14 protein-coding genes are annotated in these 14,681 nt (G+C 61.2%); 3 read left to right on the forward strand and 11 right to left on the reverse strand.

Annotated features, from left to right (window positions below):
- Both rpmF and J3D60_RS14070 read right to left on the reverse strand, forming a co-directional pair.
- Nucleotides 1–183, reverse strand: coding sequence for a 50S ribosomal protein L32 (gene rpmF / locus J3D60_RS14065; protein WP_008152339.1), 183 nt, complete (start codon nucleotides 181–183; stop codon nucleotides 1–3).
- Nucleotides 184–196: 13 nt separating this feature from the next.
- Nucleotides 197–727 (reverse strand): YceD family protein, encoded by a 531-nt coding sequence (locus tag J3D60_RS14070; RefSeq protein WP_027607804.1) that lies wholly within the window; start codon nucleotides 725–727, stop codon nucleotides 197–199.
- Nucleotides 728–832: 105 nt separating this feature from the next.
- Here J3D60_RS14070 and J3D60_RS14075 point away from each other — a divergent pair, with 105 nt between their 5' ends.
- Entirely contained in the window at nucleotides 833–1,411 is a 579-nt protein-coding gene (locus J3D60_RS14075; RefSeq protein WP_253491777.1) for a nucleoside triphosphate pyrophosphatase, read from the forward strand.
- A 136-nt stretch (nucleotides 1,412–1,547) separates the two neighbouring features.
- Here J3D60_RS14075 and J3D60_RS14080 read toward each other — a convergent pair whose 3' ends face one another.
- Genes J3D60_RS14080 through rluC form a run of 3 tightly spaced genes read right to left on the reverse strand, consistent with a single transcriptional unit; the run spans nucleotide 1,548 to nucleotide 4,161 of the window.
- Nucleotides 1,548–2,531: a S49 family peptidase gene (locus tag J3D60_RS14080; protein WP_027607802.1), complete on the reverse strand. Its 984-nt coding sequence runs from the start codon at nucleotides 2,529–2,531 to the stop codon at nucleotides 1,548–1,550.
- A 21-nt stretch (nucleotides 2,532–2,552) separates the two neighbouring features.
- Complete coding sequence (locus J3D60_RS14085) at nucleotides 2,553–3,215, reverse strand: HAD-IA family hydrolase (protein ID WP_253491779.1); 663 nt, start codon at nucleotides 3,213–3,215, stop codon at nucleotides 2,553–2,555.
- Nucleotides 3,202–4,161 (reverse strand): 23S rRNA pseudouridine(955/2504/2580) synthase RluC, encoded by a 960-nt coding sequence (gene rluC / locus J3D60_RS14090; protein ID WP_065939065.1) that lies wholly within the window; start codon nucleotides 4,159–4,161, stop codon nucleotides 3,202–3,204. Before rluC ends, J3D60_RS14085 begins: the two co-directional genes overlap by 14 nt.
- Before the next feature lie 767 nt (nucleotides 4,162–4,928).
- On the opposite strand from rluC, the gene rne reads away from it, so the two are divergent.
- Nucleotides 4,929–8,102, forward strand: coding sequence for a ribonuclease E (gene rne / locus J3D60_RS14095; protein ID WP_253491780.1), 3,174 nt, complete (start codon nucleotides 4,929–4,931; stop codon nucleotides 8,100–8,102).
- 80 nt (nucleotides 8,103–8,182) lie between these two features.
- On the opposite strand, the gene J3D60_RS14100 is transcribed toward rne, so the two are convergent.
- The 4 genes from J3D60_RS14100 to J3D60_RS14115 form a co-directional block, all read right to left on the reverse strand.
- Entirely contained in the window at nucleotides 8,183–8,770 is a 588-nt protein-coding gene (locus J3D60_RS14100) for an NTP transferase domain-containing protein (RefSeq protein WP_065939067.1), read from the reverse strand.
- On the reverse strand, nucleotides 8,770–9,756 hold the full coding sequence (locus J3D60_RS14105) for an XdhC family protein (RefSeq protein WP_065939068.1): 987 nt from the start codon (nucleotides 9,754–9,756) through the stop codon (nucleotides 8,770–8,772). Before J3D60_RS14105 ends, J3D60_RS14100 begins: the two co-directional genes overlap by 1 nt.
- 171 nt (nucleotides 9,757–9,927) lie before the next feature.
- Nucleotides 9,928–11,259, reverse strand: coding sequence for a dicarboxylate/amino acid:cation symporter (locus J3D60_RS14110; RefSeq protein ID WP_065939069.1), 1,332 nt, complete (start codon nucleotides 11,257–11,259; stop codon nucleotides 9,928–9,930).
- Nucleotides 11,260–11,433: 174 nt separating this feature from the next.
- A complete protein-coding gene (locus J3D60_RS14115; RefSeq protein ID WP_168166802.1) occupies nucleotides 11,434–11,571 on the reverse strand; it encodes a hypothetical protein in 138 nt (45 codons plus the stop codon).
- Between the two features lie 27 nt (nucleotides 11,572–11,598).
- Here J3D60_RS14115 and J3D60_RS14120 point away from each other — a divergent pair, with 27 nt between their 5' ends.
- Nucleotides 11,599–12,597 carry an AraC family transcriptional regulator gene (locus J3D60_RS14120; RefSeq protein WP_253491781.1) on the forward strand — a complete coding sequence of 333 codons (999 nt, stop codon included), beginning with the start codon at nucleotides 11,599–11,601 and terminating at the stop codon, nucleotides 12,595–12,597.
- 51 nt (nucleotides 12,598–12,648) lie between these two features.
- Here the strand turns inward: J3D60_RS14120 and J3D60_RS14125 are convergent, their stop codons facing one another.
- Together J3D60_RS14125 and J3D60_RS14130 are read right to left on the reverse strand one after the other, a co-directional pair.
- Nucleotides 12,649–13,995, reverse strand: a complete 1,347-nt coding sequence (locus J3D60_RS14125) for an ATP-binding protein (RefSeq protein ID WP_065939071.1) — start codon at nucleotides 13,993–13,995, stop codon at nucleotides 12,649–12,651.
- Nucleotides 13,992–14,669 (reverse strand): response regulator, encoded by a 678-nt coding sequence (locus tag J3D60_RS14130; RefSeq protein WP_017138377.1) that lies wholly within the window; start codon nucleotides 14,667–14,669, stop codon nucleotides 13,992–13,994. Before J3D60_RS14130 ends, J3D60_RS14125 begins: the two co-directional genes overlap by 4 nt.
- Between the last annotated feature and the right edge of the window lie 12 nt (nucleotides 14,670–14,681).

Here is a 14,681-nt window from a genome sequence, read left to right on the forward strand (position 1 = left end):
TTACTCGTCAGCGCCCTTGTCGATCACTTTACGGCCACGGTATACGCCTTCTGGCGATACGTGGTGACGCAGGTGAATTTCACCGGTGGTTTTTTCTACAGACAGAGTGCTTGCCGTCAGGGCATCGTGGGAACGACGCATGTCACGGGCAGAGCGGGATTTTTTGTTCTGCTGAACAGCCATAATTGATTAACTCCTAAACGTTTGGGTCACGCTTTAACTGCGCCAATACACTGAACGGGTTGGACCGCGTTACCTCGTCCTCGCTCGGTTCGGACTCGTCATCGAGACCCGCCGGCTGCTGGCATTCTTCCGGATGATGAGCAGGCACAATGGGCAAGGCGAGCAGAAGCTCCTCCTCGATCAGTGCATGCAGATCCAAAGGATCTTCGCCCAGTTCCAGCACGTCATAACCTTTCGGCAACGACTGGGTATTCGCACCCTCCTTTACCACAGCATAACTGCACTCGCTGTGAATCGGCAGGGTGACCAGCTCAAGACAACGCTGGCAAACCATTTTGACCTCGGTGTCGATAAAACTGTGAATTACCACAGATTTACGTTCATCTCGTTCAAAAACGAATTTGGCCTGCACCGTACCGACAGTGTCGGAAAGCGGGTCGCAGAGTCTCTCCAAATCGGCCAGCAGCAACTCACCTTGAAGGGAAGTGCCACGATCAGCCAATTTGCGCGGGTCAACGTGAGGTGGAATCGGGTCATTCAACATAGGCGCAGCATTATAGGGATGCACCCAGCCATGTCAAAGGAAATTCAGCCCTGTGCGTCGGCCGGTCGCCCCGCTAGAATCGGCGGCTGCCTTGAGGAGACGTATATGCTGCCTTTATTACTCGCTTCCAGCTCGGTTTATCGCCGGGAATTGCTCAGCCGCCTGCACCTGCCATTCATCTGCAGCTCGCCGGATATCGACGAAAGCCATGCTGCACATGAGTCCGCCATCGAGCTGGTCAAGCGCCTGGCCGAAGCAAAGGCCCGCGCCCTCGCCGCCAGCCACCCGGGACACCTGATCATCGGCTCAGACCAGGTCGCCGCGCTGGAAGGCCGCATCATCGGCAAGCCTCACACCTTCGAAAATGCGCGCGAGCAGTTATTGGCCGCCAGTGGCAAGCGTGTCAGCTTCCTCACCGGCCTGGCCCTGTTGAACAGTGAGACGGGGCACTGCCAGGTCGACTGCGTGCCCTTTACCGTGCACATGCGCGAGCTGGATGCAGCGCGCGTCGAGCGCTACCTGCGGATCGAGCAGCCGTATGACTGCGCGGGCAGCTTCAAGGCGGAAGGGTTGGGCGTGAGCCTCTTCCAGAGCACCGAAGGGCCGGACGCGACCAGCCTGGTCGGCTTACCGCTGATTCGGCTGGTGGACATGCTGCTCAGCGAAGGCGTGCAAATCCCTTAAGAACACTGCTAAACCAAATATGGGAAGGGAGGGCTTACCCCCGATAGCAGTGTGTCAGCCAACCTTGGATTGATTGATCCACCGCTATCGGGGGCAAGCCCCCTCCCACATTTTGATCTACGACAGACTTGAGATATTAACGCAGTGCCGGACCCTGGAAGCCCATGTACAGCGCCAGCTTCTCAGCCACGCTGGCGCCGAGCTTCTTGGAGAAACGATCAAACGGCGACTCTTCAACGGTGAAGTCCACCAGTTCTTTCTCGCCGACCACATCCCGCGCCACCGAACTGGCACTGCCCAAACCATCGATCAGCCCCAGCGGCAATGCTTGCTCGCCCGACCACACCAACCCAGAGAACAGCTCCGGATGGTCTTTATCCTTCAGGCGATCCCCACGCCCCTGCTTCACGCTGGCGATGAACTGGCGATGGGTGGTATCGAGCACCCCCTGCCAGAACTGGGTTTCATCGGCCTTTTGCGGCTGGAACGGATCAAGGAACGACTTGTGCTCGCCCGAGTTGTAGGTACGACGCTCAACCCCCAGCTTCTCCATGGCACCGACAAAGCCGTAGCCGGCCGCCGTCACACCAATGGAGCCGACAAGACTGGCCTTGTCGGCGTAGATCTGGTCGGCGGCACTGGCAATGTAATACGCGCCCGAGGCCCCCAGGTCGGAAATCACCGCGTACAGCTTGATATCCGGGTGCAGGCCGCGCAGGCGGCGAATCTCGTCATACACATAGCCCGATTGCACCGGGCTGCCGCCTGGGCTGTTGATGCGCAGGATCACGCCCTTGACCTTGGGGTCTTCAAACGCGGCACGCAGACTGCTGACGATATTGTCGGCGCTGGCAGGCTCCTTGTCGGCAATCACTCCCCGCACTTCGATCAACGCAGTGTAGTTGGCGCCACGGGTCGCGCTCTTTTCCATGTCCATCAGCGGGCTGAACAGCGCCAGCATCAGCAACAGGTAAGTGAAGGTCAGCAACTTGAAGAAAATCCCCCAGCGCCGTGCTCGACGCTGCTCCTGGACGCTGGCCAGGAGCGTCTTCTCCAGCAGTTTCCAGCTCTTGTCGTCACCGCTTTCAGCCTTTTCAGGCGCTTTCCACTCATCACTCATGCCATCAACCCCAGCAAAGACTTATTGGGCCCGACTGAGCCAGGCCTGCAATTCAGAAAAATGATCAATCGTGACCCTCGGCTCGTATTGCTGCAACGCCTCGGCGGACTGGGCGCCATAGCTGACTGCCACGCTGTCCATGCCGGCGTTGCGTGCCATCATCAGGTCGAAGGAAGCATCACCCACCATCAACGCCTCGCGCGGCGACACACCGCAATGGGCAAGGATCTGCTCCAGCATCAGAGGGTGAGGTTTGCTCGCGGTTTCATCTGCGGCACGGGTGATGTCGAAATAATCTTCCCAGCCATGGGCGCTGAGCACCCGATCCAGCCCGCGACGGGCCTTGCCGGTGGCGACGGCCAGGTGATAGCCCCCGGCGCGAAAAGCCTCCAGCGACTGCGCCACACCCTCGAACAACGGCGAAGGTGTGGCCTCCAGCGCAATGTAGTGATCCGCGTAATGCTCGCGGAACGTCACCAGTTCAGCGTCGCTGATCTCGGGATACAAGGTGCGGATCGCCTCAGGCAAGCCCAGGCCGATAATGCCTTTGACCGCCAGGTCAGTGCACAAGTCGAAGCCCGAGCGGGTCGAAGCTGCGTGCATCGACTCGACAATCCGACCGATGGAGTTACACAGGGTGCCGTCCCAATCGAAAATCAGCAGCTTGTAGTCAAGGTGCGACACTCAAACGCTCCACGGTCTTGGCCCACATCTCATCCACCGGCGCCTGCAGCTTCAGCTCGCCGCCGTCAGGCAGCGGCACGGTGAGCATGTAGGCGTGCAGGAACAGGCGCTTGCCGCCCAGGTCACGGATTTCCTTGGAAAAATCCTCGTCGCCATACTTGGTATCGCCGGCGATGCAATGGCCTGCATGCAGGGTGTGCACACGAATCTGGTGGGTGCGCCCCGTCACCGGCTTGGCCTCGACCATGGTGGCGAAGTCACCGAAACGACGCAGCACCTTGAACAGAGTCAGGGCTTCTTTGCCCTCCTCGTCCACTTCGACCATGCGCTCGCCGGAGCGCAGGTTGCTCTTCTGCAACGGCGCGCGGACGCTCTTGATCGAGCTGGCCCAGTTACCGCGTACCAGCGCCATGTAGCGCTTGTCCACACCATCGCCGCGCAGGGCGGTGTGCAGATGGCGCAACATGCTGCGTTTCTTGGCGATCATCAACAGGCCGGAGGTGTCCCGGTCCAGGCGGTGAACCAGTTCCAGCTCCTTGCAATCCGGGCGCAGCTGACGGAAGGCTTCGATCACGCCGAAATTCAGGCCGCTGCCACCGTGAACCGCAATGCCGCAGGGCTTGTTGATAACGATCAGTTTGTTGTCTTCGAAGACAATCGATGCCTCAAGGCGCTGCAACAGGCCCTGGGCCAATGGCACGGGCTCATCGCGTTCAGGCACGCGCACGGGCGGCACACGGACAATATCGCCCGCCTGCAACTTGTACTCAGGCTTGATACGGCCCTTGTTCACGCGCACTTCGCCTTTGCGCAAGATGCGGTAGATCAAGGTCTTGGGCACACCCTTGAGCCTGGCCAGGAGAAAATTATCGATGCGTTGGCCGGCATATTCCGGCGAGACCTCGAGCAGCTGGACGCTGGGGGTCTGGGGGGCGGTAGTCGTCATGGCGGCGATGATAACAATTTTTTATGGAATTGAAGCACTTAATCATTGCTGCTATAGTCGCGAACGCCGCCAAAAGCGGCCTGGGCAGAGGACTAGCGGCAAACTGCCGGCCCTGACCATCGCAATTCATCAGGACGCGAGGCCGTCCTACGGGGCTTTCGCCACCCTGGAAGGCTCGAGATTGTAACAAGCGCAGGTGACATGAGGCCTGAAGCGAGTGCAGAAAGCAGAGTGAATACTCGCGTTCTGCGCCGATATTTACGGCCAGTTCACAAAGTGCAGTCAGTCTTGAGCCGGACCACGGCGAATGCTTCGGAAACAACGCCTGTTAAGAGCTGAGTGTGAGCGCAGTCGCCCACATTCAGTCTTGTTTAGCCATGAGCGTGGACTCCCCATTGGAGAACACGGTAAATGCCAACCCGCTGCGGATTCTGCGCGCGGCAGCACCCGAATTATCAGGGATACGTGTAGGGTGGAGATGCACAACCGTCGGACCGTGTAGCACTAGGCTTATATTTAGACGCTTCATCTCGTCCACAGTCGCCGGTTGATTCCTCCTCCTGACCTTAGCTTTTGTTGAAGTGGTGCCTTTGTCACCACCGCTAACAAGCAGGACGCGTCCGTCGCGATACCGGCCCAATTGGCCGATTTTGCTGGACACTGGAGTGGCCAACCACTCTTGACGCACCTGACACCGACCGTGAGAAGTCGTGTGTGCCGAACGCCGTTTCCGGCAGCCCGGAAACCGACGGTACAACATGAAAAGAATGCTGATTAACGCAACTCAACCCGAAGAGTTGCGTGTTGCACTGGTAGATGGCCAACGCCTCTACGACCTGGACATCGAATCCGGTGCACGCGAGCAAAAGAAGGCCAACATCTATAAAGGCCGTATTACTCGCATCGAACCAAGCCTTGAGGCTGCCTTTGTCGATTTCGGCTCCGAGCGCCACGGCTTCCTGCCCCTCAAAGAAATCTCCCGCGAATACTTCAAGAAATCCCCCGAAGGCCGCGTAAACATCAAGGACGTCCTGAGCGAAGGCCAGGAAGTCATCGTTCAGGTCGAAAAAGAAGAACGTGGCAACAAGGGCGCCGCCCTGACCACCTTCATCAGCCTGGCCGGCCGTTACCTCGTGCTGATGCCGAACAACCCGCGTGCCGGCGGCATCTCCCGTCGCATCGAAGGCGAAGAGCGCAACGAACTGCGTGAAGCGTTGAACGGCCTGATCGCACCGGCCGACATGGGCCTGATCGTGCGCACTGCCGGCCTGGGCCGCAGCAGCGAAGAAATGCAGTGGGACCTCGACTACCTGCTGCAACTGTGGACCGCCATCAAAGAAGCCTCCCTGGATCGTTCCGCGCCGTTCCTGATCTACCAGGAAAGCAACGTGATCATCCGCGCCATCCGCGATTACCTGCGCCAGGACATCGGCGAAGTGCTGATCGACAGCGTCGAAGCCCAGGACGAAGCCCTGACCTTCATCCGCCAGGTGATGCCGCAGTACGCCAGCAAGATCAAGCTGTACGAAGATAGCGTGCCGCTGTTCAACCGTTTCCAGATCGAAAGCCAGATCGAGACCGCTTTCCAGCGTGTGGTCGAACTGCCTTCCGGCGGCTCCATCGTGATCGACCCGACCGAAGCCCTGGTGTCCATCGACATCAACTCGGCGCGCGCCACGAAGGGTAGCGACATCGAAGAAACCGCCCTGCAGACCAACCTGGAAGCGGCTGAAGAAATCGCCCGCCAGCTTCGCCTGCGCGACATCGGCGGCCTGATCGTGATCGACTTCATCGACATGACCCCCGCCAAGAACCAGCGCGCCGTGGAAGAGAAAGTCCGCGAATGCCTGGAAGCCGACCGCGCCCGCGTACAGGTCGGCCGTATCTCGCGCTTCGGCCTGCTGGAAATGTCCCGTCAGCGCCTGCGTCCATCCCTGGGCGAGAGCAGCGGCATCGTCTGCCCGCGTTGCAACGGCACCGGCATCATCCGTGACGTTGAATCGCTGTCCCTGGCGATCCTGCGCCTGATCGAAGAAGAAGCCCTGAAAGACCGCACCGCCGAAGTCCGCGCGCAAGTGCCGATCCCGGTCGCAGCCTTCCTGCTCAACGAAAAACGCAACTCGATCACCAAGATCGAACTGCGCACCCGTGCTCGTATCGTGATCCTGCCGAACGATCACCTCGAGACGCCGCACTTCGAAGTACAGCGCCTGCGTGACGACAGCCCGGAAGCCCACAGCGGCCAGTCCAGCTACGAAATCGCTGCTGCCGCTGCCGAAGTGGAAGAAGTCCAGCCAGCCGCCGCGACCCGTACTCTGGTGCGCCAGGAAGCCGCCGTGAAGACCGCGCCAGCCCGTGCCAACGCACCGGTGCCGGTTGAAGCCGCTGCCCCGGTTGCCGCACCGGCCGCCCTGCCTGAGCCGAGCCTGTTCAAGGGCCTGGTGAAGTCGCTGGTCAGCCTGTTCGCCACCAAGGAAGAGCCTGCAGCACCGGTTGTGGTTGAAAAACCTGCGACCGAACGCCCAGCGCGCAACGAAGAGCGTCGCAATGGTCGCCAGCAGAGCCGTAACCGCAACGGTCGCCGTGACGAAGAGCGCAAGCCGCGTGAAGAACGTGCGCCTCGCGAAGAACGCGCACCTCGCGAAGCGCGTGAAGAAACCCCGGCCGTAGCCCGTGAAGAACGTGCACCGCGTGAAGAGCGCGCACCACGTACCCCACGTGCGCCGCGTGAAGATCGCAAGCCGCGTGGCGAGCGTGAAGAACGCGTGCGTGAACTGCGCGAGCCATTGGATGCCGCCCCTGCCGTTGCAGGTGTTGCAGCCGCTGCCGCTGAAGAGCGTCCAGTTCGCCAGCCGCGTGAAGAGCGTGCACCACGTGAAGAGCGCCAGCCGCGCCCACCGCGTGAAGAGCGTCAACCACGTGCCGAGCAAGCCGCTGCCGCCAGCGAAGAAGAAGTACTGACCGGCGAAGAGCAATTGCAGGAAGACGGCCAGGACAACGCCGAAGGCGATCGTCCACGCCGCCGCTCCCGTGGCCAGCGTCGTCGCAGCAACCGCCGTGAGCGTCAGCGTGATGCCAACGGCAATGTGATCGAAGGCTCGGAAGAGGCCGGCGAGAACGCAGAAGCCGCCACCCACGAACCGACCGGTGCCGAACTGGCTGCCGGCCTGGCCGTTACCGCAGCGGTTGCCAGCTCGGTGATCAGCGCACCTGCTGAAGCCCAGGCTCACGAACAGGCTGAACGCGCGACTGCCGCTGTCGAAGAAACCGTTGCCGTTGAAGCGCCAGTTGCCGAGACCCCAGCGGTTGAAGCACCGGTCGTTGAAGCAACTACCCCTGTCGAAGCCCCAGTGGTTCCGGAAGTGGAAGTGGCACCGACCCGCGACGCCCAGCCAGAAACCGAAGTGGTTGCCGTTGAAGCCGCTCCGGTGGTTGAGCCTCAGCCAGTGGTTGAAGCGGCTGCTGAAGCCCCGGTAATCGAAGAAGCGACCCCGGCGGTGCGTGAAGTTCGCGAAGAACAGACCGCGTTCCAGTGGACTGCCGAACCTGCCGCCCCGGTTGAAGCACCAGCGCCTGCACCGGTGGTAGAAGAAGCGCCTGCGCCGGTTGCCGAAGCAGTGGTCGCCGAGCCTGCGCCAGCTGTCGAGCCTGCGCCCGTGGTTGTTGAAGCACCGGTGATTGCCGAAGCACCCGTGGTAGAAGCCGCACCAGCCAGCGCCCTGACCGAAAACGGCCGTGCGCCGAACGACCCACGTGAAGTGCGTCGTCGTCGCAAGGAAGCTGAGGCAGCTGCTGCCGCTGCTGCTGCCGCTCCAGCCGTAGTCGAAGCTGTCGAGGCACCGGCCCCGGTTGCTGAAACCGTGGTTGAGCACGCTGCTGCTGAAGCAGTGGTAGAGCACAAGGCCCTGGAAGAAGAACACGAGCCTAAACCCCTCGCCTGATTCCATCAGCCACTAAAAAGCCCCGCCTGAGTGATCAGGCGGGGCTTTTTTATAGATCTCGAAAACAACGAAGATCAAATTTAGTCTGGGTTAAAAATTAACCGTTTCGGCAGATCCACATCCCACAGAACACCCGCATCTTCCACCTGCACTTCCCGCACCCTGGCACGTGCGAACAATGGCTTGCCTCCACGATCCCCGGTCAGCGCCATCAAGTCCGGACCAAAAGCACGACCAAAGGCCACCGGATGCCCATAGTCACCCGCCTGCACCGGCACGCTGATGCCATCCTCCTCCAGCACGTCAATCACCCGTTCAATGCTCGATGATTGGATAAACGGCATATCCCCCAAGACCACCAGCCAGCCATCCGCCGAGACACTGGCCGCGACGGCTGCGGCGATGCTCTCGCCCATGCCGGCTGACTGCAACAGCAAGACCTGGCAGCCATACGCTTCGGCCAACCGAATGACCTCCGTTCGATCCGGCGTGGTCACCAGCCAGCGCGCCACCAGGCGATCCGGCAAATTCACCAATACCTGCTCGATCACCGGCCGCATCACGCCATCACGGCCCACGCAATCGGCGAGCAACTTATCCTGGTCAGCCCCCGCCTCGGCTCGGAACCGGCTGCCCTGCCCCGCCGCCAAGACAATCGCCGTCACCATTACTCAGCAACCACCGGCAGGGGCTTTTTCTGCATCGGCGTCACGCCGTTCTTGATCGCGACAATTTCCGCCATCAACGACAAGGCGATCTCCGCCGGCGTATGACTGCCGATATGCAGGCCAATCGGCCCATGTAAACGCGCAATCGCGTCAGTCGACAATCCCAGCGCCGCCAGGTTCTCGCGACGCGTCTGGCTGTTGACCCGCGACCCCAGCGCGCCGATGTAGAACGCACTGGAATTCAGCGCCGTCAGCAACGCCATATCGTCAAGGCGCGGATCATGGGTCAGGCAGACAATGGCCGTGCGCTCGTCGGTCTGGATGTTCAGCACCGCCTCATCAGGCATACCCGGCACGAAGCGGCCGTGCTGCTCTTCCCAGCCGTAGACAAACTCACTACGCGGATCGCATATCAGCACTTCGAAATCCAGCAAACGCGCCATTTCCGCCACGTAGCGCGACAGTTGCCCGGCACCGATCAACAGCAGGCGCCAGCGCGGGCCATAGATAGCCCGCAGGCGTTCGCCATCGAAGGTGACTACATCGGTCTTGTTCGCACTGCTCAACGTGACTTCGCCGGAGACCAGGTCCAGTTCCCGCGCGACAATTTCATGCGCCTCGCAACGCTCCAGCAACTGCGCGACCCAGGCCCAGTCTTGCACCCGCTCCTCGGTCAAGCGCAAGGTGCCGCCGCATGGCAGGCCGAAACGCGCCGCCTCGTCGCGCGTCACGCCGTAGGTCACCAACTGCACCGCCGGCCCGTCGTGCCTCAGGCGACCATCCTGCAAGCGGGCGATCAAGTCGTCCTCGATGCAACCGCCGGACACCGAGCCGATCACCACGCCATCCCCCCGCAACGCCAACATGGCGCCCGGTGGACGCGGCGCGCTGCCCCAGGTCTGGACAACGCTATACAACACCACCTGCTGCCCGGCGCGGCGCCATTCGAGCACGCTGCGCAGGACATTCAAATCAACACTGTCCATATATCCTCCTGCCAGTCTGCGTTTGGAACATGCCGCGTAGCGCGAATTTCATCAGTCGCTGACTCTAAGTGAAAATATTGCAAAAAAGTAATCCCGCACAAACGCAAACGCCCCGAACCAGTCGGGGCGTTTGCGGATAGCGGTCGGCGCGGATTTCACGCCATCAGCGGTTTACTTGATCACAGGGGCTGGGCCTTCGGCCACGCCCAGGTCATCGACTTCGCGGGTTTCAGAGATACCGGTACCGCCGGATGCCAGCTCGCTTTGCAGCTTGTCGGTGTCCAGTTCCTTGACCCACTTGGCCACAACGAGGGTAGCAACGGCGTTACCCACCAGGTTGGTCAGTGCACGGGCTTCAGACATGAAGCGGTCGATACCCAGGATCAGCGCCAGGCCGGCAACCGGCAGGTGGCCGACAGCCGACAGGGTGGCAGCCAGTACGATAAAGCCGCTGCCGGTCACGCCAGCAGCACCTTTGGAGGACAGCAGCAGCACCAGCAGCAGGGTGATCTGGTGGGTGATGTCCATGTGTGTGTCAGTCGCCTGGGCGATGAACACGGCCGCCATGGTCAGGTAGATCGAGGTACCGTCGAGGTTGAACGAGTAGCCGGTCGGGATCACCAGGCCGACTACGGATTTCTTCGCGCCCAGACGCTCCATCTTGATCAGCATGCGTGGCAGTGCGGATTCGGAGGAAGAAGTACCCAGTACGATCAACAGCTCTTCACGGATGTAACGGATCAGTTTGATCACGCTGAAACCGTGGGCGCGGCAGATACCACCCAGCACCACCAGCACGAACAGCAGGCAGGTGATGTAGAAGCAGATCATCAACTGGCCCAACTGCACCAGGGAACCTACACCGTAGGCACCGATGGTGAACGCCATGGCGCCCAGGGCACCGATTGGCGCGAGCTTCATGATCATGTTGATGATGTTGAACATCACGTGGGCGAAGCGATCGATGAAGTCCAGCACCGGCTTGCCGTAGGCACCCAGGCGATGCAGGGCGAAACCGAAGATCACCGAGAACATCAGCACTTGCAGGATGTCGCCGTTGGCGAAGGCGCCGACGATGGTGTTCGGGATCACATTGAGGATAAAGCCAACGATGCTCTGGTCTTTACCGGCAGTGACGTAGGCCGCCACTTTGGAGGCGTCCAGGGTTGCCACGTCGATGTGCATGCCGGCGCCCGGTTGCACAACGTTCACCACGATCAGGCCGATCAGCAGTGCGATGGTAGAAACGATTTCGAAGTACAGCAGCGCGTAGCCGCCGGTTTTGCCGACCGATTTCATGCTTTGCATGCCGGCGATGCCGCTGACAACGGTGCAGAAGATGATCGGGGCGATGACCATTTTGATCAGCTTGATGAAGCCGTCACCCAGTGGCTTGAGCGCCACGCCGGTCTGCGGGTAGAAGTGACCGAGCAAAATACCGATAACGATTGCAACGATCACCTGGAAATACAGGGATTTGTAGATTGGCTGACGAGTCGTCATTGCAAAATTCCTCAATCGTCCCGTGTGGCAAATATCCGCCATTGCCCACGACACTTGAATTGCGAACCCTCCTGCACTGGAGGGATTTGTTGTTTGCGAAGCCTGTAGGACCAGGCCTGCGCTGTAATCCTTATCGCAAACGCCGTGCCACTTTGCTGAAAACCCCTGGGAGCCTTAAGACATCAGGGCTGCGGATTTCAAAGCCGCCACCAATGTGCCGAATCGGCTGGCGGATTTCCGCCACGCCGCCCAATCCCGTCCTACAATTTGGCGGATATCCGCCTTGTCGCCCTGCCAGGTGATGACTACCATCCGCCATTCCATGGACGAGGGCCCCACATGCGTGAACGTACCATCGCCAGCCATTACGCCCGGGCAGCCCTGGGCGGTGCGCGTCGAGCCGGTTACGACTATTCGGGGCTGTTGCAACAGCTGGGAATCACCCCGGAACTGTTGACCGAACCCCGCGCCCGCATTGCACCCGAGCAATTTACCCGGCTGCTGCAAATGCTCTGGCTGGCGCTGGACGATGAGTACCTGGGGTTCGCCGACGGGCCGAGCAAACGCGGCACCTTCGCCATGATGTGCCATGCGCTGATCCACTGCCGCACCCTGGAGAAGGCTCTGGAACGCGGCTTATTATTTTATAGCCTATTCCCACAAGGCCCGCGCTGGCAGCTGACACGAGAAGGCGAAATGGCCCGCCTGAGCCTGGATGATTCTCACCTGTGGGACCCGGATCACTTCCTCAGCGAATGCCTGCTGGTGATCTGGCACCGCCTGGGCAGTTGGCTGATCGGCCAGCGCATTCGTTTGCACCAGGCCACGTTCAGCTACCCGATGCCGGCCCACGCCGCTGAATATGACCTGCTGTTCCCCTGCGCCCAGGTGTTCGGTGCCCCGCACAGCAGCCTGGTGTTTCCCGCCCGCTACCTGAGCCTGCCGCTCTTGCAGGACGAGCGCACCCTCAAGCATTTCCTTGAGCGCTCCCCCGCCGACCTGCTGTCACGCCCGGATGAAGGCGACAGTTTGAGCAGCCAGTTGCGGCGCTTGTTGAGCCGCGACCGTACGCCCTGGCCAGACCTGGAAGCCGTCGCCCAGCACTTGCACGTCAGCCCGCAAACCCTGCGCCGACACTTGCGCGAAGAAGGCACCAGCTTTCAGGCGCTCAAGGATGAATTGCGGCGGGACATCGCCATCTACCACCTGGGGCGGGCGGATTTGTCCTTGCAGGCGATCGCCGAGCAGCTGAGGTTCTCAGAACCGTCGGCGTTTCATCGGGCGTTCAAGAAGTGGACGGGGCTGACACCGGGGGCCTATCGGGCGCAGGAGAGTTAGCGCTGCGTCGTGTGTGAGGGCCTCATCGGGGGCCAGCCCAGCCACTACCGTTCACAAGGCCGGAAAGTGAATCTTGAACGCCGCACCACCCAGCGGCGAATCCCCCAGGGTCAATCGCGCGCCGTAGCTTTCTATGATGTCCTTGACCACCGCCAACCCGATCCCCTGCCCCGGATGCTGACGGTCCAGGCGCTCGCCCCGTTGCAGGATCCGTGCACGCTGGTCCGGTGGCACTCCGGGGCCGTCGTCCTCGATGCACAACTCGAGCCCTTCGGAATTTTCCACCAGGCTGACGCGCACTTCACTCAGGCACAACCGATAGGCGTTTTCCAGCAGGTTGCCGAGCAATTCAAGCAGGGCGCCCTTCTCGATCGGTACATCGCATTCGTCCGGCAGTTCAAAGGACACCGTGACGCCCTTGTCGCGGTAGACCTTGCCCAGGGTATCGCAGAGGCTTTGCACTACCGGCTCCAGGCGCACCTGATGGCGCACCAGGCCGCTTTTGCGCAGGCTGGCACGCTGCAACTGGTAGCCGATCTGCTGGCTCATGCGTTCGATCTGGGATTGCAGCACCCAGGCCTGGTCGCGATCTTCCGGACGTTGCGCCATGTCTTCGCTCACGCTTTGCAACACGGCGAGCGGCGTTTTCAGGCTATGGGCCAGGTCATCGAGGGAGTCGCGGTAACGTGCCCGTTGTTCGCGCTCGCTGTGCAGCAGACGGTTAAGGGAACCGGTGAGACGCAGCAATTCGCGCGGGTGTTGTTCGGAGAGGCTTTCGCGGGTGCCGCCCTCGATCTGGTCAAGCTCCTGGCTCAATCGCCGCAGGGCCTGCAGGCCCCAGGTCAGGCCCAGCCACAGCAAGGTCAGCAGCACCAGGAGTGCCGCGCCAAAGCCCAGGTAGAGGTTTTCGCGCAGGCCTTCGAGGGTCAATTGGTATTCGCGCACCGGTTGCAGGGCCACGATACTGAACGCCGCACTCTTGCCGCCGAGCAGCCTGACCTCGACGTCATAGACGAAGAATTCCTGCCCGTCGGCCTCGCGAATCCGCGCGAACTCATTGCCGCGCCCGTCATAGCGCGGCTTGTAGTTGATGTTTTCGTCCCGGGTGGCCCGCGAACGCCACACCAGGTGGCCTTCGCGGTCATAGATATAGCCGAGCAACCGGCTATCGGTGAGGTTGAAGCGTTCATCCGGCAACTGCGCCGGCATCAGCAGGCGATTGTTTTCCACCCGCGCGGCAGAGATCAGTGTGGTGACGTCCGACGCCAGGCGCTGCTCGATGGAATCCTGCAATGCCAGGCTGAACGCGCCCTGCATGGCGGGCAACAGGCCCAGCATAAACAGCACGGCCAGGGTGGCGGCCGCCAGCATCAAGCGCACACGAAGCGAGCGAATCAACGGCAGCGCTCATTGAACAGGTAGCCCAGGCCACGCACGGTGTCGATCGGCTTGAACCCCGCCGGGCCTTCCAGCTTGCGGCGCAGGCGGCCGACCAGCACTTCAATCACATTCGGATCGCGTTCATCGTCGTCGGGGTAGAGCTGCTCCATCAGGCGGTCCTTGGCGACGACCTGCTGGTGATGGCGCATCAGGTATTCGAGGATGCGATATTCATAGGCGGTCAATGCCAGGGGCTGTTCATCGAGGGACGCCTGCTTGCGATTGAGGTCCAGCAGCAAGGGCCCGGCAACGATGGTCGACTGGGTAAACCCGCTGGAGCGGCGCAGCAAGGCGTTCATCCGCGCCTCCAGCTCTTCGAACTGGAACGGCTTGACCACATAGTCGTCGGCGCCGGCGGCCAGGCCTTCGACCTTGTCCTGCCAGTTGCCGCGCGCGGTGAGGATCAGGATCGGAAAGGTCTTGGCCTGGCTGCGCAGTTGGCGGATCAGGTCCAGGCCGCCCATGCCGGGCAGGCCCAGGTCGATGATCGCCAGGTCATGGTTGAATTGACCGGTCTGGTACAGGGCCTCTTCGGCATTGGCCACGGCCTCGACCACGTGGCCGCTGTCGGTCAGGCGGGTAAACAGGTGATGGCGCAACAGCGCCTCATCTTCCACCACCAGCAATTTCATAAGGCTCTCCAA

This window comes from Pseudomonas sp. S3E17, from assembly GCF_024168685.1.
GTDB classification, from domain to species: domain Bacteria; phylum Pseudomonadota; class Gammaproteobacteria; order Pseudomonadales; family Pseudomonadaceae; genus Aquipseudomonas; species Aquipseudomonas marginalis.

Bases quoted from the DNA above. Each gene is read 5' to 3' on its own strand.
- rpmF (WP_008152339.1), bottom strand. From the start codon at position 183: ATGGCTGTTCAGCAGAACAAAAAATCCCGCTCTGCCCGTGACATGCGT.
- J3D60_RS14070 (WP_027607804.1), bottom strand. From the start codon at position 727: ATGTTGAATGACCCGATTCCACCTCACGTTGACCCGCGCAAATTGGCT.
- J3D60_RS14075 (WP_253491777.1), top strand. From the start codon at position 833: ATGCTGCCTTTATTACTCGCTTCCAGCTCGGTTTATCGCCGGGAATTG.
- J3D60_RS14080 (WP_027607802.1), bottom strand. From the start codon at position 2,531: ATGAGTGATGAGTGGAAAGCGCCTGAAAAGGCTGAAAGCGGTGACGAC.
- rluC (WP_065939065.1), bottom strand. From the start codon at position 4,161: ATGACGACTACCGCCCCCCAGACCCCCAGCGTCCAGCTGCTCGAGGTC.
- rne (WP_253491780.1), top strand. From the start codon at position 4,929: ATGCTGATTAACGCAACTCAACCCGAAGAGTTGCGTGTTGCACTGGTA.
- J3D60_RS14100 (WP_065939067.1), bottom strand. From the start codon at position 8,770: ATGGTGACGGCGATTGTCTTGGCGGCGGGGCAGGGCAGCCGGTTCCGA.
- J3D60_RS14105 (WP_065939068.1), bottom strand. From the start codon at position 9,756: ATGGACAGTGTTGATTTGAATGTCCTGCGCAGCGTGCTCGAATGGCGC.
- J3D60_RS14110 (WP_065939069.1), bottom strand. From the start codon at position 11,259: ATGACGACTCGTCAGCCAATCTACAAATCCCTGTATTTCCAGGTGATC.
- J3D60_RS14115 (WP_168166802.1), bottom strand. From the start codon at position 11,571: ATGGTAGTCATCACCTGGCAGGGCGACAAGGCGGATATCCGCCAAATT.
- J3D60_RS14120 (WP_253491781.1), top strand. From the start codon at position 11,599: ATGCGTGAACGTACCATCGCCAGCCATTACGCCCGGGCAGCCCTGGGC.
- J3D60_RS14130 (WP_017138377.1), bottom strand. From the start codon at position 14,669: ATGAAATTGCTGGTGGTGGAAGATGAGGCGCTGTTGCGCCATCACCTG.